The sequence below is a fragment of the Microbacterium sp. NPDC079176 genome, assembly GCF_040686675.1.
Lineage (GTDB): Bacteria > Actinomycetota > Actinomycetes > Actinomycetales > Microbacteriaceae > Microbacterium.
Genome location: NZ_JBFBLM010000002.1, coordinates 577,874 through 600,092 on the forward strand (window position 1 = coordinate 577,874; position 22,219 = coordinate 600,092).

22 protein-coding genes and 1 tRNA gene are annotated in these 22,219 nt (G+C 67.3%); 8 read left to right on the forward strand and 15 right to left on the reverse strand.

What is annotated here, in order from left to right; all coding sequences use genetic code 11:
• Positions 1-35 precede the first annotated feature (35 nt).
• Positions 36-635, forward strand: coding sequence for a DUF308 domain-containing protein (locus tag AB0P11_RS06885; RefSeq protein WP_363520746.1), 600 nt, complete (start codon positions 36-38; stop codon positions 633-635).
• Between the two features lie 63 nt (positions 636-698).
• On the opposite strand, the gene AB0P11_RS06890 is transcribed toward AB0P11_RS06885, so the two are convergent.
• Positions 699-1,463, reverse strand: coding sequence for an SDR family oxidoreductase (locus AB0P11_RS06890; RefSeq protein WP_363520749.1), 765 nt, complete (start codon positions 1,461-1,463; stop codon positions 699-701).
• Between the two features lie 120 nt (positions 1,464-1,583).
• Here AB0P11_RS06890 and AB0P11_RS06895 point away from each other — a divergent pair, with 120 nt between their 5' ends.
• The 4 genes from AB0P11_RS06895 to AB0P11_RS06910 all read left to right on the forward strand — a co-directional run bounded on the left by AB0P11_RS06895 (position 1,584) and on the right by AB0P11_RS06910 (position 4,272).
• Positions 1,584-2,057, forward strand: a complete 474-nt coding sequence (locus AB0P11_RS06895) for an NfeD family protein (RefSeq protein WP_053096071.1) — start codon at positions 1,584-1,586, stop codon at positions 2,055-2,057.
• A 9-nt stretch (positions 2,058-2,066) separates the two neighbouring features.
• A complete protein-coding gene (locus AB0P11_RS06900) occupies positions 2,067-2,993 on the forward strand; it encodes an SPFH domain-containing protein (RefSeq protein ID WP_053096070.1) in 927 nt (308 codons plus the stop codon).
• The gene (locus tag AB0P11_RS06905) at positions 2,990-3,763 is read left to right on the forward strand and encodes a glycerophosphodiester phosphodiesterase family protein (protein ID WP_187249639.1); all 774 of its coding nucleotides are present in this window, start codon (positions 2,990-2,992) and stop codon (positions 3,761-3,763) included. The genes AB0P11_RS06900 and AB0P11_RS06905 overlap by 4 nt, the downstream gene beginning before the upstream one ends.
• Positions 3,764-3,888: 125 nt before the next feature.
• Positions 3,889-4,272, forward strand: a complete 384-nt coding sequence (locus AB0P11_RS06910) for an RNA polymerase-binding protein RbpA (RefSeq protein ID WP_053096068.1) — start codon at positions 3,889-3,891, stop codon at positions 4,270-4,272.
• Here the strand turns inward: AB0P11_RS06910 and lnt are convergent.
• Genes lnt through AB0P11_RS06955 form a run of 9 tightly spaced genes read right to left on the reverse strand, consistent with a single transcriptional unit; the run spans position 4,269 to position 13,984 of the window.
• Positions 4,269-5,792: an apolipoprotein N-acyltransferase gene (gene lnt / locus AB0P11_RS06915; RefSeq protein WP_363520755.1), complete on the reverse strand. Its 1,524-nt coding sequence runs from the start codon at positions 5,790-5,792 to the stop codon at positions 4,269-4,271. The two genes, AB0P11_RS06910 and lnt, sit on opposite strands and share 4 nt — an antisense overlap.
• An 11-nt stretch (positions 5,793-5,803) precedes the next feature.
• Positions 5,804-8,281 carry a DEAD/DEAH box helicase gene (locus AB0P11_RS06920; RefSeq protein WP_056278721.1) on the reverse strand — a complete coding sequence of 826 codons (2,478 nt, stop codon included), beginning with the start codon at positions 8,279-8,281 and terminating at the stop codon, positions 5,804-5,806.
• On the reverse strand, positions 8,278-9,036 hold the full coding sequence (tatC, locus tag AB0P11_RS06925; protein ID WP_056278720.1) for a twin-arginine translocase subunit TatC: 759 nt from the start codon (positions 9,034-9,036) through the stop codon (positions 8,278-8,280). Before tatC ends, AB0P11_RS06920 begins: the two co-directional genes overlap by 4 nt.
• A gap of 54 nt (positions 9,037-9,090) precedes the next feature.
• Complete coding sequence (tatA, locus tag AB0P11_RS06930; protein ID WP_053096064.1) at positions 9,091-9,348, reverse strand: Sec-independent protein translocase subunit TatA; 258 nt, start codon at positions 9,346-9,348, stop codon at positions 9,091-9,093.
• A 27-nt stretch (positions 9,349-9,375) separates the two neighbouring features.
• On the reverse strand, positions 9,376-10,365 hold the full coding sequence (locus tag AB0P11_RS06935) for a WYL domain-containing protein (protein WP_363520759.1): 990 nt from the start codon (positions 10,363-10,365) through the stop codon (positions 9,376-9,378).
• Complete coding sequence (locus AB0P11_RS06940) at positions 10,362-11,357, reverse strand: WYL domain-containing protein (RefSeq protein WP_056278718.1); 996 nt, start codon at positions 11,355-11,357, stop codon at positions 10,362-10,364. The genes AB0P11_RS06935 and AB0P11_RS06940 overlap by 4 nt, the downstream gene beginning before the upstream one ends.
• Positions 11,357-12,274 (reverse strand): hypothetical protein, encoded by a 918-nt coding sequence (locus AB0P11_RS06945; protein ID WP_056278717.1) that lies wholly within the window; start codon positions 12,272-12,274, stop codon positions 11,357-11,359. The genes AB0P11_RS06940 and AB0P11_RS06945 overlap by 1 nt, the downstream gene beginning before the upstream one ends.
• A gap of 10 nt (positions 12,275-12,284) precedes the next feature.
• A complete protein-coding gene (locus tag AB0P11_RS06950; protein WP_363520763.1) occupies positions 12,285-13,304 on the reverse strand; it encodes a tRNA (adenine-N1)-methyltransferase in 1,020 nt (339 codons plus the stop codon).
• On the reverse strand, positions 13,301-13,984 hold the full coding sequence (locus AB0P11_RS06955; RefSeq protein WP_072591272.1) for an HAD family phosphatase: 684 nt from the start codon (positions 13,982-13,984) through the stop codon (positions 13,301-13,303). The genes AB0P11_RS06950 and AB0P11_RS06955 overlap by 4 nt, the downstream gene beginning before the upstream one ends.
• Before the next feature lie 91 nt (positions 13,985-14,075).
• On the opposite strand from AB0P11_RS06955, the gene AB0P11_RS06960 reads away from it, so the two are divergent.
• Positions 14,076-14,924 carry a PAC2 family protein gene (locus tag AB0P11_RS06960; RefSeq protein ID WP_363520766.1) on the forward strand — a complete coding sequence of 283 codons (849 nt, stop codon included), beginning with the start codon at positions 14,076-14,078 and terminating at the stop codon, positions 14,922-14,924.
• Between the two features lie 18 nt (positions 14,925-14,942).
• Here AB0P11_RS06960 and AB0P11_RS06965 read toward each other — a convergent pair whose 3' ends face one another.
• Both AB0P11_RS06965 and AB0P11_RS06970 read right to left on the reverse strand, forming a co-directional pair.
• A complete protein-coding gene (locus AB0P11_RS06965) occupies positions 14,943-15,767 on the reverse strand; it encodes an undecaprenyl-diphosphate phosphatase (protein WP_053096057.1) in 825 nt (274 codons plus the stop codon).
• 45 nt (positions 15,768-15,812) lie between these two features.
• Positions 15,813-17,108, reverse strand: a complete 1,296-nt coding sequence (locus tag AB0P11_RS06970) for a M20/M25/M40 family metallo-hydrolase (RefSeq protein ID WP_056278716.1) — start codon at positions 17,106-17,108, stop codon at positions 15,813-15,815.
• A 113-nt stretch (positions 17,109-17,221) separates the two neighbouring features.
• Between AB0P11_RS06970 and AB0P11_RS06975 the strand changes: the two genes are divergently transcribed.
• Positions 17,222-17,304: transfer RNA gene (locus AB0P11_RS06975), tRNA-Leu, on the forward strand.
• Positions 17,305-17,426: 122 nt separating this feature from the next.
• Here AB0P11_RS06975 and AB0P11_RS06980 read toward each other — a convergent pair.
• The gene (locus AB0P11_RS06980) at positions 17,427-18,524 is read right to left on the reverse strand and encodes a VIT1/CCC1 family protein (protein WP_072591270.1); all 1,098 of its coding nucleotides are present in this window, start codon (positions 18,522-18,524) and stop codon (positions 17,427-17,429) included.
• A gap of 125 nt (positions 18,525-18,649) precedes the next feature.
• Positions 18,650-20,392 (reverse strand): DEAD/DEAH box helicase, encoded by a 1,743-nt coding sequence (locus tag AB0P11_RS06985; protein WP_072591269.1) that lies wholly within the window; start codon positions 20,390-20,392, stop codon positions 18,650-18,652.
• Positions 20,393-20,539: 147 nt separating this feature from the next.
• Here AB0P11_RS06985 and AB0P11_RS06990 point away from each other — a divergent pair, with 147 nt between their 5' ends.
• Positions 20,540-21,367: an SGNH/GDSL hydrolase family protein gene (locus AB0P11_RS06990; RefSeq protein WP_053096053.1), complete on the forward strand. Its 828-nt coding sequence runs from the start codon at positions 20,540-20,542 to the stop codon at positions 21,365-21,367.
• Between the two features lie 18 nt (positions 21,368-21,385).
• Here AB0P11_RS06990 and AB0P11_RS06995 read toward each other — a convergent pair whose 3' ends face one another.
• Positions 21,386-22,189, reverse strand: a complete 804-nt coding sequence (locus AB0P11_RS06995; protein WP_363520865.1) for an RNA methyltransferase — start codon at positions 22,187-22,189, stop codon at positions 21,386-21,388.
• Positions 22,190-22,219: the final 30 nt, after the last annotated feature.

The following is a 22,219-nucleotide window of genomic DNA, read 5'->3' on the forward strand; positions in this document are numbered from 1 at the left end:
TCCCTCACAGGATTTTCTCAGAAAGGGTCCCCACCATGTCTGATTCCCTCGCTTCCGAAGCGAAATCGCTGTTCACGTCCATTCGAGTCGTCCTGGCCGTCTCCGGTGTCATCGCACTGATCGCGGGCATCGTCCTGCTCGTCTGGCCCGCCAAGTCCGCCGTCATCGTGACGGGCATCTTCGCCACCTACCTCGTGATCGCGGGCCTCGTCTACATCGGGCTCGGCATCTTCTCCCGCGTGAAGGGCGGGTGGGCTCGAGTCGGCCACATCGTGCTGGGCCTCGTGTACATCGTGGCCGGCGTCATCGCGTTCGCGAACCTCGGCGTCGCCGCTGCCACTCTGGCGCTCGTCGTCGTCATCTTCATCGGCATCAGCTGGATCGTCGACGGAGTGGTCGCGTTGTCGCTTCTCGGAAAGGACGGCTCGCGAGTCTGGACGCTGCTCTACGCTCTGCTGAGCATCATCGCCGGTATCGTCGTCCTCTTCTCGCCCCTGTACGCGGCAGCCGTGCTCTGGCTGGTGCTCGGCATCTCGCTCGTCGCCCTCGGAATCGTGCAGATCGTGCGCGCGATCACACTGGGCAAGGACGCGAAGGAGTTCGTGGCATCGGCGAAGGCCGACTCCGCGCTCTGATCCTCCCCGCAACGCGAAGAGCCCCGTCCACGCGGACGGGGCTCTTTCGGTGGTATCAGCCGCTCACTCCGCGGCGAATGCGCTCACATCGCCGACGAGACGCGTGTTGTCGGCGGGGACAGCGTCGATTGCCGCGCGAGCGACCTCCGCGGCGAACTCCGACACGTTGTAGAGCTTGCCGGCGGATTCGCGCCGCTCCGCGATCGCTCCAGGGTTGGCGCGCTCGAGCAGAGTCGCGGTGATCGTGCCTTCGATCATGTCTCCGGACACCACGGTGAAGCCGATGCCCTTCTCAGCGAGGCCGGGGATCCGCTCGCGGAGCGCGTCTTCTCCGGCGCGCTTCGACAGGGCGACGGGCTCGTACTCCGGCATGGTCGGGGTGGTGCGGATGAAGTGCGCCTGGTGGCTCGTGACGAAGACGACCCGCGCGCCGTCGCCGAGCAGCGGAACAGCAGCGTCGAGGACGTTCAGCTGCGCGTCGCGGTTGAGGGTCAGGGCGTAGTCCTCGGCCATTCCCGATTCCATGCCGCCGGAGGCATTGAGGACGAGGACGTCGAGGCGTCCGAATTCGGCCTTCACCGCATCGAACATCTCGCCGACGGACGCGGGATCGGTCAGGTCGGCACCGACGACCAGCACGCGGCGGCCCAGCTCGCGCAGCTGCCCGGCGAGCTTCTCTGCACGTGGGGCCTTGTTGCGGAAGTTGATCACCACGTCGGCGCCGGCCTCGGCGAGGTAGCGCACGGTGTCCGCCCCGATGCCTCGAGACGAGCCGGTGACGAGGGCGACCCTGCCCTCGAGAGAACCTGCGGGAAGAACGTCGGTCACAGTGACTCCTCTGATGCGTGATTCGCCGTGATGACACGGCGCTTTCAGACTATCAAGCCGGCCCCGTCCAGCCGGGACCGGGCTCGACCTGCGTGATAGGTTGACCGCAAAGGAGGCCGCATGGACAACTTCGCGACATTCGTTCAGTTCATCGACCAATGGGCATGGATCGGTTGGCTGATCCTTATCGCCATCTTCCTCGTGATCGAGATGCTGACTCTCGACTTCACCTTCCTGATGCTGAGCTTCGGCAGCGTCGTCGGGCTCGTCACGGACTTCCTCGGCATCCCGGTCTGGGTACAGGTGCTGATCGCCGCCGCGGCGGCCGCGCTCTTCATCCTGTTCCTGCGTCCGCCGCTGATCAAACGCCTGCATCGAGGCGAGGACCCGACCAAGTCCAACGTCGACGCACTTCTCGATCTCCGAGGCATCGCGCTGCAGGACATCACCCAGATCTCCGGCCAGGTGAAGCTGAGCAACGGCGACACCTGGACCGCCCGCACCGCCGGAGCCGTGCCGATCCCGCAAGGATCACCGATCGCCGTCATGACGATCAACGGCGCGACCGCGACCGTCCGTCCCGTCAACGACTAGGAGAGTCTCTTGGACGATGCATCGTTCATCCCCGCAGCGATCGGGTGGATCCTCGTCATCGCGATCATCATCTTCGTGGTGGTCACGCTGGCTCGCTCCATCCGCATCATCCCCCAGGCCACGGCCGGCGTGGTCGAGCGCCTGGGCCGATATCACAAGACACTGACGCCGGGTCTGAACATCCTGGTGCCGTTCATCGACCGGCTGCGTCCCCTCATCGACATGCGCGAGCAGGTCGTGTCCTTCCCACCGCAGCCCGTGATCACCGAGGACAACCTGGTGGTCTCGATCGACACCGTCGTCTACTTCCAGGTGACCGATGCTCGCGCTGCGACATACGAGATCGCCAACTACCTGGGCGCCGTCGAGCAGCTGACGACGACGACACTGCGAAATGTGGTCGGTGGACTCAACCTCGAAGAGGCCCTGACCAGTCGTGACAACATCAACGGACAGCTTCGCGTCGTGCTCGACGAGGCGACGGGCAAGTGGGGAATCCGCGTCGGTCGCGTCGAGCTGAAGGCCATCGACCCGCCCATCTCCATCCAGGACTCGATGGAGAAGCAGATGCGCGCCGAGCGGGACCGTCGAGCGGCGATCCTCACGGCTGAGGGAACCAAGCAGTCGGCGATCCTCGAGGCCGAAGGTGCGCGACAGGCGGAGATCCTCCGCGCAGAGGGCGACAAGCAGGCCGCCGTGCTGCGCGCCCAGGGTGAGGCCGAAGCGATCCAGAACGTGTTCACCGCCATCCACCAGGGCGAGCCTGACGACAAGCTGCTCGCGTACCAGTACCTGCAGATGCTTCCGAAGATCAGCGAAGGCCAGTCGAACAAGCTCTGGATCATCCCGAGCGAGCTGACCGAGGCGCTCAAGGGCATCGGCACCGCGTTCACCCCGCGACCGGGACAGCCCCCGACGAACCTGCCGGGCGCGTGACGCACCCGTATTTCGTCAAGGCGCGTCACCCCCGAGTCCTCGCTCACCGCGGTCTGATCACCGCGGCGGGCGGGGACTCCGGTGTCTGGGAGAACTCGGCCGCCGCCGTCGCCGCCGCTCATGCCGCCGGAGCAGAGTACATCGAGACCGACTGCCGGGTGACGGCCGACGGTGACGTCGTGCTCTTCCACGACGCGACGCTGCACAGACTGGCCGACGATCCCCGTCCCGTCGGTGAGGTGCGCACCCGCGAACTCGCCGCGATCTTCTCCGACCACGGCGGGCTACTCACGGTCGCTGACGCACTCTCCGCCTTCCCGACCACGCGCTTCAACATCGACGTCAAGACCGTCGACGCGGCAGCACCCCTCGGCCCCCTCCTGGCGGACCACACGCATCGAGTTCTCGTGACCAGCTTCTCCGATGCGAACCGACGTGCGACGATCGCAGCGGTCCTGCGCGCGGGGGCTCCGCTCCGACCGGCGACGTCGGGCGGCAGCCGCACCATCGCCGCGGTCCGCGCTCTCTCCGCTCTGCGCCTCTCCCCCGGCCGCGCTCTGCTCGACATCGACGTGCTGCAGATTCCTGAGCGGCATCGCGGCGTGAAGGTGCTGACGCCTGCACTCCTCCGAGCGGCGCACCGGCGCGGCGTCGAGGTTCACGTGTGGACGGTGAACGACGCGGACTCCATGCGACGACTCGTCCGGCTCGGTGTCGACGGCATCGTCACCGACCGCGCCGATCTCGCGCTGGTCACGATCGGCCGCTGAGACCGCCACGCCGCCATTACGCTGTGGCGCTGGGATTCCGCTGTGAATAGCGCCGAGAACGCGCTCGTATGGATGAAGCGCACAGGCTGGAGCGTTATACCTGACAGCGACGAGAGGACCACACAATGGCAGATCGCAGCCTACGCGGCATCCGACTCGGCGCCCAGAGCCTACAGAGCGAAGAGGGCGTCGTTTTCATGGAGCGCCGTGAAACCACCTACATCTGTGACACCTGCGGCCATGTCACGAACCTGATGTTCTCGGCGGACGCAGAGCCGCCCCAGACGTGGGAATGCCGTTCCTGCGGAGCGGACGCGCGCCTGAACGTCGACGGCCAGGCCGTCACGCTCGATGCCACGGACGAGAAGGCCGCCCGCACACACTGGGACATGCTTCTCGAGCGTCGTACCCGCGCAGAGCTCGAGGAGCTCCTCGAGGAGCGACTCGCCTTCATCCGTGCCCGCCGCGGCGCAGGTGAAGACCCGACCCGCGAGAAGATCGGCGCCTAGCGCCTGCGGGCGCGCAACCACCCGAAGGCCAGCGCGCCCAGTCCGCCCCAGACCAGAAGACCTTGGATCCAGGGTCCCAGGACGACTCCAGCAGTCAGGCCGGAGCGCAGCTCGACATCCTCGAGCAACGCTCCGGCCTTTCCTGCATCCAGGCTCGAGACCGTCGTGCCATCCGCGCGGATCACCTGGCTGGTGCCGACCGTCGAGATGTTCACGACGCTGCGGCCGGTCTCGATCGCACGCATCCGAGCGACGGCGAGTTGCTGCAGATTCTCATTCGTCCCACGGAAGTCCGCGTTGTTCGTCTGGAAGACGAGCACTTCGGCACCGTCTGCCATGCCCTCGCTGATCACGTCGTCGTAGATCACGTCGAAGCAGATCGCCAGCCCGACCTTCACACCGTCGACGTCGATGACCGGCGGATTCGAGCCCGGGGTGTACTCGCGCTGGATCAGACCGATCAGATCGGGTGCGAGTGCGTTGAAGAAGGCGCGGTCGGGGACGTACTCCCCGAAGGGGACCGGATGCCGCTTGTCATGGACCTGCCCGTCAGCGCCCTCTTCCGTCCAGAGCATCGACGTGTTGTAGAAGAGACCGTCTCGTTCCGTGGCGGCATTCGCCAGCAGCGGTGCGCCGACACGCGAGGCGATCGCGCTCATTCTTCTCGCCAGAGAGTCCGATTGGAACGGATCGAAGTCGAGCGACCCCTCGGGCCAGACCAGCAGGTCGACGTCCTCGCCGTAGAGCGGTTCGGTCGCGTCGGTCTGCGCGTCGATGAGCGAGTAAGGCTCGCGCTCGTCGAAATACCCGCTCGGCCCGTTCCCCTGCACCGCCGCGATGCGCAGCGACCCGCTGGTGGTCGTGGGGAAGAGCGGTGTGAGCAGCAGAACCACGGTCACGACGACCGGTGCGATCAGCGCAGCCGGCCGGCGCCACAGTCGTTCGCGCACCACCTGGATCACGAGGGCGACGAGGAACACCATCAGGAAGCTGAGACCGCTCACGCCGGTCCAGGACGCGACGTGAGCCAGCGGGCTCTCGGCCTGGCTCATGCCCAGACGAGCCCAGGGGAACCCTCCATAGGGCCAGGAGCCGACGAACACCTCGCGCCCGACCCAGAGCGCCGCCACCACGGCCGGAAGGAGCAGGAGCCGCGCCCAGACGCTCGGGAAGGCTCGGGGCATCCAGCGATAGGCGAGGGTGATCAGGATCACGGCCGCCGCCGTGAGCACGCCTTCCAGGACACTCAGCGCCGCCCAGGGCAGCGGGCCCAGGTAGCGAGACGTGAAGGACACGAGCAGTCCGAAGAAGAGCACACCGTAGACGAGTCCGACCGCCAGAGCTCCGCCGGCCCGTCGGCCGATCAGCGCCACGAGCAGCAGCGCTGTGGCCGGGAAAGCCAGCACCCACACCGCAGTGGACGGATAGGACAGATTCATCAGGAGCGCGGCCATCGCCGCAGCGGGGAGGGCGAGCGAGAGCGGCAGGAGGGGGCGCTGCGGCACGCGGGGTTCGGGCATCCTTCCTATTCTCACATCGAGGAATAGGCGACGATGCCGCGGCGGACGCCGTCCAGAGCCACGCGGGCGTTGCGGGCCAGCGCACCGTCTTCCGCGACGATCGAGAGCTGATCGAGCAGATCGATCGTCTGTTTGGCCCATCGCACGAAGTCGCCGGCCGCCATGTCTGCGTCCACGAGGACGCGGTCTAGCATCCCTCCTCGCGCCCACGAGTGCATCGCACCGGCGAGGCCTGCCGACAGAGGCTCGGATCCCGGCAGATGGTGGTCCTTCTCGAGGTCGTCCAGCTCGGCCCACAGGGTCGTCGTCTTCTCGTACGCTGCGCGGAAGGCACCTCGGGGCAGGTCCCGCTCCCCCGCATTCGCCTCGTCGCGACGAGGCTCGTAGACGAGGCAGCACGCCATCGCAGCGAGGGACGGCGCGTCGAGACCGTTCCACAGCCCCTGCCTGAGAGATTCGGCCACCAGCAGATCGCGTTCGCCGTAGATCCGGCGCATCGTCCGCCCGGCCTCGGTGAGCGTTGTCTCGCCCTCGTCGTCTCGGTGGAGATAGTCCAGGGTCTCGAGCACCTCGACGACGCGATCGAAGACGCGCGCCACCGTGCCGGTCCTCGTCTCGATCTGTCGGCGGATGCGATCGTTCTGACGCTTGAGCTTCCAGTACCGCTCGGCCCAGCGCGCATGGGCTTCGCGATCAGGGCATCGATGGCATCCGTGACGCTGCATGCGCGTGCGGAGGCTGTGGATCTGTTTCATGCGCTTGTCACGCGATGTGCGCGGCGCGTTCGAGTCCTGGCGGTTCTTCTTCTCGAGATCGCTCAGCTCGCGGCGGATGGAGGCGTAGTCCAGGAAGTCGCCGTGATCGCAGACCATCGCCGCCTTGTACCCGTCGAGCGACTCCTCCGCTTCGCGGACCTGTCTCGCCAGTCCGACGACTGCGCGGTCGGCCTGGAACTGCGCGAAAGACGACTCGAGCACTTCGCGTGCCCGGGGCTTGCCGAACAGATCGATCAGGTTGACGGCCATGTTGTACGTCGGCCGGAAGCTGGAGTTCAGCGGATAGGTGCGGCGAGACGCGAGGGCCGCGACCGCCTGCGGATCCATGCCCTCGGTCCACTGCACCACCGCGTGACCTTCGACGTCGATGCCGCGTCGTCCCGCGCGACCGGTGAGCTGCGTGTACTCCCCCGATGTGATCGCGACTCGGGCCTCGCCGTTGAACTTCTCCATCTTCTCGAGAACGACGGTTCTCGCGGGCATGTTGATGCCCAGAGCCAGGGTCTCGGTGGCGAAGACGACCTTCACGAGCTTGCGCTTGAAGAGGTCCTCGACGACCTCCTTGAAGGCCGGCAGCAGACCCGCATGGTGCGCAGCCACACCGCGCTCGAGGTTCTCGAGCCACTCCCAGTAGCCCAGCACGCCGAGGTCCTCATCCTGCAGCGAACGGGTCCGGTCCTCGACGATCGCTCGGATCTCCGCGCGCTCCTCGGTCGACGTCAGCCGCACGCCCGATCTCCGGACCTGCTGCACCGCCGCATCGCACCCGACTCTGCTGAAGATGAAGAAGATGGCAGGCAGGAGGTTGGCCTGCTCGAGCAGCCGCACCACGTCCGGGCGATCCATGCGCTCGATCCGACGCACGTTCGCGGAACGGACGGGGCGACGTCCGCCTCGTGGCGGGCGCTGCGCCTGTCGGCCGGCATGGCGATTGCTGCGATACTCCTGCGCCGAACGATTGTTGTCGTAGTTGGAGCCGGTGAAGGAGCGGATCCGCATCAGCTCCTGATTGACCTGTGCGGTCGCGATCCCCGCCCGATCGTCGAAGAGCGGCAGCAGATCATCACGGACGAGCACGTGCTGCTCGAGTGGAACCGGACGGATCTCCGAGACGATCACCTCGGTGTCCCCGCGCACGGTGTCGAGCCAGTCCCCGAACTCCTCGGCGTTCGAGACGGTGGCGCTCAAGGAGACCAGCCGGACGTGCTGCGGCAGGTGGATGATCACCTCCTCCCACACTGCCCCGCGGAAACGATCCGCGAGGTAGTGGACCTCGTCCATGATGACGTAGCGGAGGTCCCGGAGCGCGGCCGAGTCGGCGTAGATCATGTTGCGCAGCACCTCGGTCGTCATCACGACGATCCGGGCGTTGCCGTTGATGTTCGTGTCGCCGGTGAGCAGACCGACGTCGTCCGGGCCGTACACATCGACCAGCTCGCGGAACTTCTGATTCGAGAGCGCCTTCATCGGCGTCGTGTAGAAGGCCTTGTCCCGTGGAGTCTGCATCGCGAGATGGATGGCGAACTCGCCGACGATCGTCTTGCCTGCACCGGTCGGCGCGGCGACGAGCACGCTCTGGCCGTCTTCGAGTGCGTGGCATCCCTCGACCTGGAAGGGGTCGAGCTCGAACTTCTGGTTCGCAGCGAAGGCGACGGTCGCCGGGTGCCCTGCCGCCTGTCGAGCCGCGGCGTATCGTTCGGCCGGCGAGCTCATACGGCCACGGGTTCGATGCCTGCAGCGGCGTCGCGCTTGCGCTTGCGTCGGTCGAAGAGCATCGAGATGAAGGTCGCCGCGAAGTACAGCACGATCATCGATCCCATCAGCAGCAGCATCGAGAACACATCAGCAGGCGGAGTCGTGACGGCGGCGAAGATCGTGCACACCAGGATGGCGACTCGCCAGCCCTTCAGGATGTCGCGGCCCGACATGATGCCGGCGAGATTGAGTGCCACCAGGAAGACAGGCAGCACGAAGGCGATGCCGAGCACGAGCAGGAACTTGAAGACGAAGTCGTAGTAGGTGGAGTAGTCGAAGAACTGCGCCATGCCGGTGGGGACGAACGACGCCATGACTTCGATCACATGCGGAAGCACGAAGAACGCGACCGTGCAACCGCCGAAGAACAGCGGGATGGCCGCCCCGAGGAATCCCCAGGTGTACTGGGTCTCCTTCTTCGTGAGCCCCGGCATGACGAAGGCCCAGACCTGCCACAGCCACACCGGCGCGGAGATCAGGAGTCCGATCGCGAAGGCGATCCGCATGCGCAGATCGAACCCGCTCGTCACGGTGGTGAAATTCAGGCCGGTGTACTCGCGCCCCTGCTGCTCCGCGATCGTGGCTATCGGCACCGAGAGCAGGTCGATGATCGGCCCTGTCACGAAGAAGGCGATGATCATGCCGACCACCAGGGCACCAGCCGCGATGAACAGACGCTTACGGAGCTCGATCAGGTGCGCGCCGAGAGACATCCGCCTGTCACGGCCCGGCGTCTCCTGGTCGGCGGAATCGAGAGCGGACACGAACTAGGCGGATCGAGGAGGCTGACCCGGATCCGTGTCGCGAGCCGTCACCGTGGTGTCTGCGACCGAGGTCGTGGTGGTCGGGGATGCCGGATCTGCGGCATCAGTCGCGTCCTCGTTCTTCATCGCCTTCATCTCGCCCTTGAACACCCGGGCGGACTGACCGAGGCTCTTCGCCAGTGCCGGCAGCTTCGCCGCACCGAAGAGCAGCAGGATGACGGCGAGGATGATCAGCAGATGTGGCCAACCGAAAGCGCCCATGATTCTCCTTCGTCGTTTGGTGAAAGTCTAACGGGCGTTGTCGCCTTCGGGGTGGCGATACAGGGCGAGTCCGGCCGCAGCCCATTCCCGCGCCGCAGTTCGAGCGACGCCGGGATCCACCACTTCGAGGGCGCCGCCGAACTTCGCCGCCAGTCGCTTCACTCCCCGAGGGTCTGCGAGATGCAGCCGAACGGTGACGATCCCATCGCTGGCGTCGGAGTTGTCGGCCGTCAGGAAGTCTCCGAGCAGGGGCGCCATCCGCTCGGGCACCCGCACTCGCACCTCCCCCTCGTCCTCGACGGCCGAGAAGGCCTCAGGGACGTGCTCGCCCGCGTGCGTGATCGGGATGTCGGTCAGCCGGGCATCGCTCACGCGATCCAGGTGGAAGGTGCGCATGGCCTGTCGCATGTGGCACCACCCCTGCAGGTACCACTGCGCGTTGGTGATGAGCACCTGCACGGGATCCACGGTGCGCGTCGTGGGCGCGGCATCGGGGGCCCGATACGTGAACGACACGGCGACGCCGTTCTGCACGGCCCTCGACACCACCTGGCGGACCTCGTCGACGGCGCTGGGTGCGACGACGACCTCGGCCGGCGCATCGGCCGCGCCCCGCGAGAGCTTCGAGATGAGGCCGCTGACCAATCCCGAGTCGGAGACCGCCGGCACGGCCGCGACCATCTGCAGGCCCGCGAGGAGCGCGGCGGCTTCTCGGGCCGTGAATCGAGGAACCCGGCGCAGAGCGACATCGTTGGTGATCTCGATGATGTCCTCTTCATCGAGGAGGTCCCAGTTGATGTCGAACATCTCCTGCGGCTGCTGCCAGAAGCCGGAATCACCGGGCAGGCCGATGACCGTGAGCTTCTCGACCATCTGCCGCATCTCCGTCGAGGTCACACCGAACTCGGCAGCCGCCTCGGCGAGCGAGACCTGTCCGTGCTCGAGGAGATAGGGCACCAGAGTCAGATAGACGCGGACTCGGTCGGCGGCGAGCAGCGGCTTGCCTCGGGCGCTCATCGGACCTCCCCCGCATCCGAATTCGTCGCCACGACCGCGGTCAGGCGATCGACGACGGCCGAGCGGAGCTCCGCAGGCTCGACAACCCGCACCTCGGGACCGTACGACGCGAGCTCGTCGGCGAAGATGTGCAGGTCCACGAACGGGACGAGGATGCCCTGGGTCGCCGCCGGAGTCGCCCGGCGGCCGAGCCGCAGCGACGCCTCGGTGCCGGGTGTGACCTCGAGCAGCGCAGAGTTCTGAGCGGCGACGCGCTCGAGACCGGCCAGGGCACGCTCCCCCGCGCCCTCGCGCAGCGCAGGGTCGAATGCCTTCGCCGTGATCTTCACATCGCCGACGATCCTGCTGAGCAGGAACATGCGGTCTTGCTCGATGTCCACATCGACGCCGAACACGTGCCATCTCGCTTCATAGTCGACGAGTGCGAGCGGGCGGATGCTGCGGCGCCGCGGTGCGCCCTCCCCCGGCTTGAGGTAGTCGAAGACGACCACGCGGCTCTTCTCGATGGCATCCTGCAGTGGAGGGAAAGCGGCATCGCGCGCGGTGATCCGCGGCGCGAACCCGATGATCGGTTCGTCGCCGTCGATCCCGAGCGCCCGGATCTTGCGCACGCCGGCCTTGGCGTCGCCGGATGCGGACTCGGCACTCCACACGCTCCCCGCCAGCTGCAGCACGGCGAGCTCGGCGGCCGTGAACTCGATATCGCTGGGCAGGTCGTATTCCGCCTGCGGAATACGGTATCGCGCTTCGCGGAGGTCATTCGGATCGGCCTGATCCCCGATCGTCTCGACGGGGACGCCGAGAGTGCGCAGCTCATCCTTGTCGCGCTCGAACATCTTCTCGAGTGCATCCGAGCGCACGCCCGCATCGGCGCGCTGACGGTAACCCGACACGTTGTCGAGGATCTGCTGCTTGGTGAGCCCGATCTCCGTGGCCATGAGCGCCACGACGAGATTCGTCAGGCGCTCTTCCGCGGGAATACGGGCCGCCATCACTGCTCCGGGACGGGAACGACGCCCAGGATGTCGACCACGATCGCGGTCGCCGGGTTTCCGTCTGCCTCGGGCACGACGACCAGGAGCTGGGAGCCGATCGTCGCGCCGACGAGCTCCTTCGCCGCGGGGCCGATGTTGGGCTCGGCACCCCACGTGCTCGAGGTGACCGTCTTGTCGTCCCATCCGAGCGCCATGATGTTGGTCACGATGGTCGATTCCTTCTCGACCTTCTCCCCGTCACCCTTGATGAGCGTCTGAGTGACGGTCTCGGTGGGGGCGTCGCTGTCGGGGATGATCACTCCGGGGGTGCCATCGGGAGCACGGACGACGGTCGGCAGGCCCCGGGCGTCGTTGAACTGCGATGAGCCCTCGGCATGAGCGAGGTAGACATCCTGGAGGTCGATGATGGCGACCACGTTCTCATCCTCTTCGAGACCGAAGGCCTCGACATTCGCCTCGCCGAAGTCCTCGGGGGTCAGCACCGCGACGATCCGGCTGCCTCCGGTCGCGCACTCCAGCACGGTCTCGAGACCGGCGGACCGCTCTGCCCAGTAGGAGATGCTGTGTACACGGCTCGGGTCGCCGTTGAACTCGGACTCGTAGAGCTTCTCGCCGCTCTCGCCGCCATAGAAGGCGATGTCGAGCACCATCGGCTGGGAGGTGGTGGTGAGGGTGTTTCCCTCGCCGGTCACCACGTCGGCGAAGGACGTCTCGTCCGCCTTCACCGGGCTGTACACGGTGACGTCCGGAGCCTCTCCGAGGTCGCCCTCGACGGTGACCGAATCCTTCACGGATGCGGTCGATGCCGCCGCCCGATCGCACGCATCACCGGCGAACGAGGGCGCCGAGGCGCATCCGGTCAGAGTGAGGACGGCGAGGCTGATGGTTGCCAGAACGGCGGACGTTTTACGCACGCGCTCCAGTCTATTCCGTCGGTGGCTCGGATTCGCGCGAACCGGCGGCGAGACGGGCGCCCTCAGCGGCCTTCGCGGCCTCTCTCGCCCGCTTGCGCAGATTCTTGTCGTTGATCTCGCGATCGCCGACAGCCCCCGGCGTCCACGCCTCGACATCCGCATCGCCGTAGCTGCTCTTCGATGCCCTGCGCTTCACCTGTGGGGCCACGGCGCCCGGCGCCAGCCGACGAGCCGTGAGGAGGAAGCCGGTGTGCGCCACCATCCGGTGATCGGGTCGCACGGCGAGACCCTCGACGTGCCAGCCGCGAACCATCGTCTCGGACGCCTCGGGATCCGTGAACAGGCCCGTGCTCCGGAGGTACTCGGCCACCCGCGAGAGCTGCGTGGCGGTGGCCACGTAGCACAGCACGACGCCGCCGGGGGTGAGTGCGTCGGCGACGACATCCATGCATTCCCACGGCGCGAGCATGTCGAGTACGACACGGTCGACCGTGCCCGCCGGGAACTCCGTCGGCAGCGCATCCGCGAGATCTCCCACCACGACGTCCCAGGTGTCCGGCGTCTCGCCGAAGAAGGTCTCGACGTTGCCCCGTGCGACCTGGGCGAAGTCCTCACGACGCTCGAACGACACCAGCCGGCCGACCGGACCGATGGCCCGCAGGAGCGAGAGCGAAAGGGCACCGGACCCGACACCCGCTTCCACCACGACGGCACCGGGGAAGATGTCGGCCTGCATCACGATCTGCGCGGCGTCCTTGGGGTAGACGATCGCGGCGCCGCGCGGCATCGACATCGCGAAGTCGCGGAGCAGAGGCCGGAGCGCGAGGTACTCGTGTCCCGAGCTGTTTGGGGCCACTGAGCCGTCGGGCAGACCGATGAGGTCGCGGTGCCGGAGCACGCCCTGGTGCGTGTGCAGCTCGCCGTCCTCTCGGAGGGTCACGGTGTGCAGGCGACCCTTGGGGCCGGTCAGCTGCACCCGATCGCCCTCGCGGAACGGCCCGCTCGGCCGCTGTGAGGTGGTGTCGGTCATCGGGTGGCTCCCGTCATGGAGGTCTTTCGGTCGAAGAGTTCGATCAGGTCGGCGGCGGTGCGCCCCTCGAGGCTCGGCCACAGCTCATGCGCGCCCACGTGATCGAGCGAGACGATGTGCGGCACGCCGAGGGCGACGGCGCCGGATGCGATGCCCGCGCGGAGCCCGGTCGGCGAGTCCTCGATGACCACAGCATCGGCGATGTCGATCTCGAGCAGGGATGCCGCGTGGAGGTAGGGCTCGGGGTGGGGCTTCGGGTTGGTCACATCATCGCCGGCGACGACGATGTCGAAGGCCTGGAACTCGATCAGGTCGACGACGCTCAGCGCCATGCGACGCAGCGACATCGTGACGAGTCCTGTGGGGATCCCCGCTGACCTCAGGTCCTGCAGCAGCTCGCGGGCGCCGGGCCGGAAGGGCACTCCCTGCGTGCGCAGTGCATCCTGCACGCCGTCGGTGAGGAGCGAGATGATCGCCTCGGCATCCATGTCGACGCCCGCGTTCTGAAGGATGATCGCGCTGTCGATGAGTCCGTTGCCGACGAGCTGAAGCGCATCCTCGTGGGTCCACGTGCCGCCGAAGGATTCGACCAGCGCGGTCTCGGCCGCCATCCAGTACGGCTCGGTGTCGACGAGTGTTCCGTCCATGTCCCAGAGGATCGCGCGGGGCTGTCTGCTCACCGAACCATGTTACCCGTGGGTCCACCCTGTCCCCGCGCCGTCGGACTAGCCTGGAGGGATACCGATCCGAAATCCACGAAGGGAGCCCACGATGGATGGCCTCGGTTCACGCATCGTCATCGTCGCCTTCGACGGGTGGAACGACGCAGGGGAAGCCGCGAGCGGCGCGGTCGCCGCACTGCGCGAGACGACGGACTACGACCTCGTGCACTCGATCGACCCGGAGCTGTACTTCGACTACCAGTACACGCGCCCTGCGACGAAGATGGACGTCGAAGGGCGTCGCCAGCTCACCTGGCCCGAAGCCGGACTCTGGCGCCCGCGCGACCCGGGTCCCGGTCCCGAGTTCTGGATCCTCACGGGCGTGGAGCCTGCGCGCACCTGGCAGGCTTTCGCGTCGGAGTTCATCGACGTCGCTCTCCGCGACGACATCACGGGCTTCGTGACGCTCGGCGCGATGCTCTCCGACGTGCCCCACACCCGCCCCATCTCGATCTTCGCGTCGAGCCAGAACGAGCAGGTCCGCGAGGCGCACGGCCTCGAGCGCTCGCTCTACGAAGGCCCCGTCGGAATTCTCAGCGTCATCGAGCACTTCGCCGAGAGCGCCGGCATTCCGACCGCCAGTCTGTGGGCGAGCGTGCCGCACTACGTCGCCTCCGCCACACCGTCGCCCAAGGTGACCCTCGCTCTTCTCGATCGGCTCGAGGAGCTGACCGGCGTGGACGTGCCTCGCGACCACCTGCGCACCGAGGCCGCCGCCTGGGAGGCATCGATCGATGCCGCCGCCGCGGACGACGAGGACATGACCGAGTACATCCATCAGCTCGAGCGCACGCGCGACACGTGGGACTCCCCCGATGCGTCGGGCGATGCCATCGCTCAGGCCTTCGAGCGCTATCTCAAGCGCCGTGGCGACGGCCCCGGCGACCACAAGCGGTAGTCGCCGGGGCCCTCGTCATCACGCCGCGATGACGCCGGTCCCCAGCAGCACCAGGAGGACGGTCCCCAGGAGGATGCGGTAGATCACGAACGGCAGGAAGCTCCGCTTCGAGATGTAGTTCATGAAGAACGCGATCACGCCGAGCGCCACGACGAATGCGATGCCCGTCGCCGCGAGCGTGTCTCCGAAGGAGAAGAACGACGGCTCGTCCCAGCTCTTGAACACCTGGTAGAAGCCACTGCCGAACACGGCGGGGATCGCGAGCAGGAACGCGTAGCGAGCGGCAGCGGCACGCTCGTAGCCGAGGAAGAGTCCCATCGTGATCGTTCCACCGGAGCGCGAGACTCCAGGGATCAGCGCCAGAGCCTGCGCGAAGCCGTACGCGATGCCGTGCGGGTAGGTGAGCTGATCGAGCTTGCGCCGCTTCGCGCCGACGTGGTCGGCGATCCCGAGCAGGATGCCGAAGACGATCAGCATGATCGCGACGATCCAGAGGGAGCGGAAGACGGTCTCGATCTGGTCCTGGAAGAGCAGCCCCAGGACCACGATCGGGATGCTGCCGATGATGATCATCCATCCCATGCGCGCATCCGGATCGCTGCGCGGGACCCTGCCGGTCAGCGACCGAAACCACTGCGCGATGATCCGCACGATGTCGCGCCAGAAGAACACCACGACCGCCGCCTCCGTGCCGATCTGGGTGATCGCGGTGAACGCGGCACCGGGATCCTCGCCCGACGGCAGGAAGGTGCCGAGGATGCGCAGATGGGCGCTGGAGGAGATCGGGAGGAACTCGGTGAGTCCCTGGACGATGCCGAGGATGAGCGCTTCGAACAAGTGCATGGAGGAGCTTTCTGAGTCGTGGTGCGCGGACGTGGAGCCGAGAGCTCAATACGTGCGCAGCAGATCGGCCAGCACCCGCTGACCGAAGACAAGCGATTCTACGGGCACCCGCTCATCGACCCCGTGGAACATCCCGGTGAAGTCGAGGTCTGCGGGAAGCCGGAGAGGCGCGAACCCGTACCCGGTGATCCCGAGATACGCGAGCGCCTTGTTGTCGGTTCCTGCACCCAGCAGGTACGGGATGACCGGCACACCGGGGTCATGCCGGCCGAGACTCGCGACCATCGCCTCGACGAGCTCGCCGTCGAAAGGCGTCTCCATGCCGATGTCCCGCACCACCGTCTGGATCTCGATCTCGTCGCCGACGATCTGCTGCAGCTCTGCGAGCACGTCGTCTTCGGTTCCGGGGATCACCCGCACGTCGATCAGCGCCTCGGCACGCTCGGGGATCACGTTGTGCTTGTATCCGGCGGACAGGGCGGTCGGGTTCGTCGTCGTGCGGAACGACGAACGGAGGAAGGCCTCGGCGGGCCCTGCAGCCGCCGCGAGGGCATCCGGGTCGTCGACGGAGCGCCCGGTGAGATCGCTCAAGCCCTGCAGCAGTGCCTCGGTGGTGGGAGTGAGTCGCAGGGGCCACCGCGTGCGACCCAGGGCCGCCACGGCCTCCGCGAGCTTCGTGACCGCATTGTCGTCGTGGAGACGGCTTCCGTGGCCGGCGCGGCCCTTCGCCACGAGGCGTATCCAGATGAGCGCCTTCTCCCCCACCTGCAGCAGGTAGGCGCGGCGATCGTCGACCGTGATCGAATAGCCGCCCACCTCGCTGATCGCCTCGGTCGCGCCCTCGAACCACTCGGGGCGGTTCTGCACCACGAGAGCCGATCCCTCCACTCCGCCGTTCTCCTCATCGGCGAAGAAGGCGAGCACCAGGTCGCGTTCGGGCTGCTCGCCCGCTCGCAGCAGGTCGCCGACCGCCGTCAGGATCATCGCGTTCATGTTCTTCATGTCGACGGCGCCCCGCCCCCAGAGCATGCCGTCCTTGACGACGCCCGCGAAAGGATCGACGGTCCAGTCCTCGGCCATGGCCGGGACGACGTCGAGGTGGCCATGCACCACGAGCGCCGGCTTGCTCCGGTCGCGTCCGGGCACCCGCGCCATGACGTTCGTGCGCCGCGGGATGGGCTCGTAGTACTCGACTTCCAGGCCGAGATCCTGCAGATAGGCGCCGACGTACTCGGCCGCTTCCCGCTCGCCCTTCGCGTTGCCCCCGCCGAAGTTCGAGGTGTCGAATCGGATCAGGTCGCGCGCGATGCGAACCACCTCGGGCAGAGACACGTCAGTCATGGAGTCCAGGCTATCGAAAGGCCGTGGCGCGCCCGGGCGTCGCCGTCGGTTTCTGAGTGCCCCGAAGCTCGTGCTAATGTAAATCTTCGTTCGGCAACGAACATCCAACACCTGCGCGGGTGGCGGAATGGTAGACGCGCTACGTTGAGGTCGTAGTGCCCGTAAGGGCGTGGGGGTTCAAGTCCCCCTCCGCGCACAGACAGGCCCCGGATATCCACATGATATCCGGGGCCTTCTTCGTTTCCGATGTCGCCGTGTCGTCGGACAGGACTCGCGTGGATCGTCGAGTCCTGTCCGACGCGGTCGGGCCGGCGCCTGTCAGACCGCGCCGACGCCGAACACCAGACCGAGCACGTACGTGACCGCTGCGGCTCCGAAACCGATCGCCAGCTGACGCAGCGCACGACGCAGGGGCGGCCCTCCGGACAGGATGCCGACCATCGCTCCCGTCGACAGGAGCGCGATGCCCACGAGCACGAGAGCGACGACCACCGCTGTGGTCCCCTCGAGCCCGAAGAGCCACGGGAGCACGGGGATGATCGCGCCGGATGCGAAGAGCAGGAAGCTCGAGATCGCAGCGGTCCAGTCGCTGCCGACGATCTCGTGGTCGTCTCCGGCGTGGACGTGGACCGGCCCTGTGGCGGTGCGTTCCACGCCGGCGCGCGCGGCATCGACGATGCGCCGTGCGCGCTCCAGAGCCTCCTGTTGGCCGATCCCGCGCGCCCGGTATACCAGAGCGAGCTCGTTCTCATCGATGTCGAGGTCGGCGGCGGATGCCGCGGCATCCTCGTTGGCCTCCGTCGACGCGAGCAACTCTCGTTGAGACCGCACGGACACGAACTCCCCCGCTCCCATCGACAGCGCGCCGGCGAGCAGGCCTGCGATGCCGCTGAACAGGACGAAACCCGAACTGACGCCCGTGGCGCCGATGCCGAGCACGAGCGCGAGGTTGCTCACGAGGCCGTCGTTGGCCCCGAAGACCGCTGCGCGGAACGAGCCCGACAGGCGACGCCGACCCCGCGCAGCGAGACCGCGAACCACCTCGTAGTGCACTTTCTCGTCAGCGCGCATCGCCGGCGTCGCGTACTGCTCCGAGTCGTACGGTGAACGTGCCTCGGCGCTCTGCGCGAGGGCCAGCACGAAGATGGATCCGAAGCGGCCCGCCATCCAGCCGAGGAGGCGGGAGCGGATGCCGGCGCGTGGCAATCGGACCGGTTCCGCGCCGAGCAGATCGAGCCAGTGCTGCTCATGGCGCCGCTCGGCGTCGGCGAGGCTGAGAAGGATCTCACGCTCCTCACCCGTGCGTCGGCTCGCGAGCTTCTGGTACACGTGTCCTTCGGCGCGTTCCTCGACGAGGTACCGCGCCCAGCGGCGGCGGTCTGCGGCGGTGGGCTCGGCGGCAGCGGGGGCTGTCATGAAGTCTCCTGATCGACGGTCCCCGTTCTCGGGGCAACCGTTCAACGCTAGCTTCGGGAGCCCGTCTCGGTCGCCCCCGGCGTCGGTATTGCCAGCTTTTCGGGTCTCCGAACCGACGCCAGGGTTCAGGAGCGGACGCGCTTGCGGAGTACGTCGATACGGGACTGCAGCTGCGTCACGGTCGCCTGGGCGACTGCTGGTCCGCCGCAGATCCGGCGCAGCTCGGCATGGACCGCACCATGCGGTTCGCCCTTCTGACGGGCGTACAGCCCAACGAGGCTGTTCAGCAGCTGCCGTTGCTCGCGCAGCGTGCGGTGCAGGGGCGCAGGGAGCGTCGTCGTCTCGGTGGGACCCGCCTCGGCTTCTCTCGTCTCTCGCAGTCGCGTCTGCCGCGCCTGTCGCTGCATCAGGAGCTCGTGCACGTGCTCGGGCTCGAGAAGACCGGGAAAGCCGATGAACTCCTCTTCTTCGGGGGTGCCCGGCTCGGCCAGCTGACCGAACTCCTGGCCCTCGAACACGACCCGGTCGAAGTGTGCAACCGAAGAGAGCGCCTGATAGCTGAATTCCTGGGTCAGCGCGTCGGACGCGTCGTCCTCGCGGTTCGCGGAGTCGAGCAGCGAGTCCTCGAGCCCGTCGTCGTCCTTCGACTGACGGTCGAGCGCGTGATCGCGCTGCTTGTCCATCTCGTTCGCGAGACCCATCAGGACCGGCACCTGAGGGAGGAATACGCTCGCGGCCTCGCCACGGCGGCGTGCTCGCACGAATCGGCCGATGGCCTGAGCGAAGAACAGCGGCGTCGACGACGACGTGGCGTAGACGCCGACCGCGAGGCGCGGCACGTCCACCCCCTCGGACACCATGCGCACCGCGACCATCCAGCGGTCCTCGCTGTTGCTGAACTTCTCGATGCGTTCGGAGGCCGTCGCGTCATCGGACAGGACGATCGTCGGCTGCTGACCGGTGATGCTGTGCAGGATCTTGGCGTAGGCACGCGCGACGGTCTGATCGGTCGCGAGCACCAGGCCGCCGGCATCCGGAACGTGATGCCTGATCTCGGTCAGACGACGATCGGCTGCGGACAGCACAGCCGGCATCCACTCGCCCTCGGGGTCGAGCGCCGTGCGCCAGGCCTGCGAGGTCACGTCCTTGGTGTTGTCCTGCCCGAGATGCGTCTCGAGCTCGTCTCCGGTGCTCGTGCGCCATCGCATCTTGCCGGCGTACATGTGGAACAGCACGGGGCGGACGACGCCGTCGGCCAGGGCGCGACCGTAGCCGTAGTTGTAGTCGGTGCGGGAGATCCGTGCACCGGACTCGTCAGGGTGGTACTCCACGAACGGGATCGGTGCGGTGTCGCTGCGGAAGGGCGTCCCGGACAGCAGCAGTCGGCGCTTCGCCGGCCCGTACGCGTCTCGGATCGCATCACCCCAGCTGAGGGCGTCTCCGCCGTGATGCACCTCGTCGAGGACGACGAGGGTCTTCGCATCCTCGGTCAGATGACGGTGGACCGACGACTTCGCCGCGACCTGCGCGTAGGTCACGACGGCGCCGTGGTAATGCCGCGCCGGCGCCCAATGACTGTTGCGGAACCGGGGATCCAGACGGATGTGCACCCGCGCTGCTGCATCGGCCCACTGCGTCTTGAGATGCTCGGTCGGCGCGACCACGATGATCCGGTTGACCTCCCCCATGCGCATGAGCTCGACCGCGAGGGTGAGCGCGAAGGTCGTCTTGCCTGCACCGGGTGTCGCCGCGACGAGGAAGTCACGCTGATCCGCCTGGAAGTACTGTTCGAGCGCCTCCTGCTGCCAGGCGCGCAGCTTGTTCGCAGTACCCCAGGGGGCGCGCTGGGGGAAGGACGGAGAAAGCATCGAGTCAACGATAATCGCTGCCGCCGACACTCGGCACGCTCACGCGATCCGCCGCGCGCGTCCTCCCCACAGCCCACGCACCCGAGTAGGCTCGGTCACTGCGTGGCCGCCCCACATGGGCCGCGTTCGTTCGCGAAGGAGAGCTGGATGACAGACCAGGATTCGATCCGAACCCCGGAACTCGACAACGAGAATCCGCACCCCTGGCGGAGGTTCGTCGCGATCGGCGACTCGTTCACCGAGGGGATCGGCGACCCCGACCCGTCGCAGCCCGGCAGCCACCGCGGCTGGGCCGACCGCGTCGCCGAGGTGCTCTCGCGTCAGGTCGACGACTTCGCGTACGCCAACCTCGCCGTGCGCGGCAAGCTGATCGCCCAGATCGTGCGCGACCAGATCGAACCCGCCGTGGCGCTGCATCCCGACCTGATCTCGATCTGCGCGGGCGGCAACGACGTGATCCGTCCGGGCACCGACCCCGACGCCATCGCCGTCCAGCTGGAGGACGCCGTCGCACGCCTGTCGTCGACGGGTGCCGCCGTGCTGCTGTTCACCGGGATCGACACCGCCTTCACTCCTGTCTTCCGAGCGTTCCGCGGCAAGGTCGCGATCTACAACGAGAACGTCCGCGCGATCGCCGAGCGCCACGACTGCATCGTCGCCGACCAGTGGGCGCTCAAGGTCGTGCAGGACATGCGGTTCTTCGATGACGACCGTCTGCACTACAACTCGCTGGGCCATCATGAGGTCGCCCGCATGGCGCTGCGCGCGCTCAACGTGCCCAACGACCTCGAGTCCATGCAGCCCGAGCCGCTTCCGCTGCGCACCTGGCGGGAGGCGCGCTCCGAAGACCTCGGCTGGGCGCGGGAGCATCTGGTTCCGTGGGTGCTGCGGCGTCTTCGCCATGAGTCATCCGGTGATCACATCGTCGCGAAGCGTCCCGAGCCCTCGCCGATCATCTTCCCGTCGTCCGACTGACCATCTCATCTCATCCCGTCAGCGGCGTCCGAGCGCCCACAGCGCCACGGCCGCGGCAGACGCCACGTTCAGCGAGTCGACGCCTCCCGACATGGGAATCGTCACCACGGTGTCTGCCTCGTCGAGGGCGGTGCGTGAGAGTCCGTCGCCTTCGGATCCCATGACGAGAGCGACGCGCTCGGGACGGGACGCGACATAGGCGTCGAGAGTCACCGCGTCGTCGCTCAGCGCGAGGGCTGCGACGTCGAACCCCGCGGCATGAAGGTCGGTGACGGCGGACGCCCAGTCCGTGATCCGGGTCCACGGCACCTGGAACACCGTTCCCATGCTGACGCGCACGCTGCGCCGGTACAGGGGGTCGGCTCCCCCGGGAGACACCAGCACGGCATCCGCTCCGAGCGCGGCGGCCGCACGGAATGCGGCGCCGACATTCGTGTGATCGCCGACGTTCTCGAGAATCAGCACGAGCGTGGCGGAGTCGATGACCTCACGCACCGTCGGCAGGTCAGGACGATGCATCGAGGCGATCGTGCCCCGGTGCACGGCGAAACCGGTCAGCGCCTCCGCCACGTCGTCCGGGACGACGTACACAGGTACATCGAGTTCTCCGACGAGCGCTCGGATGTCCTCCACCCGCCGCTCCTGAACGAGGACCGATCGCGGACGATGCCCCGCAGCGACGGCTCGCGCGATGACTTTCGTCGATTCGGCGATGTACAGCCCGCCGGCCGGGTCGCTCACACTTCGGAGCGCGGTGTCGGTCAGTGCGCGATAGTCGTCGAGTCGTCGATCATCGGGATTCGTCACGCGCAGCAGTTCCACGAGCCCCAGTCTGCCATCGCTCTCCGAGTC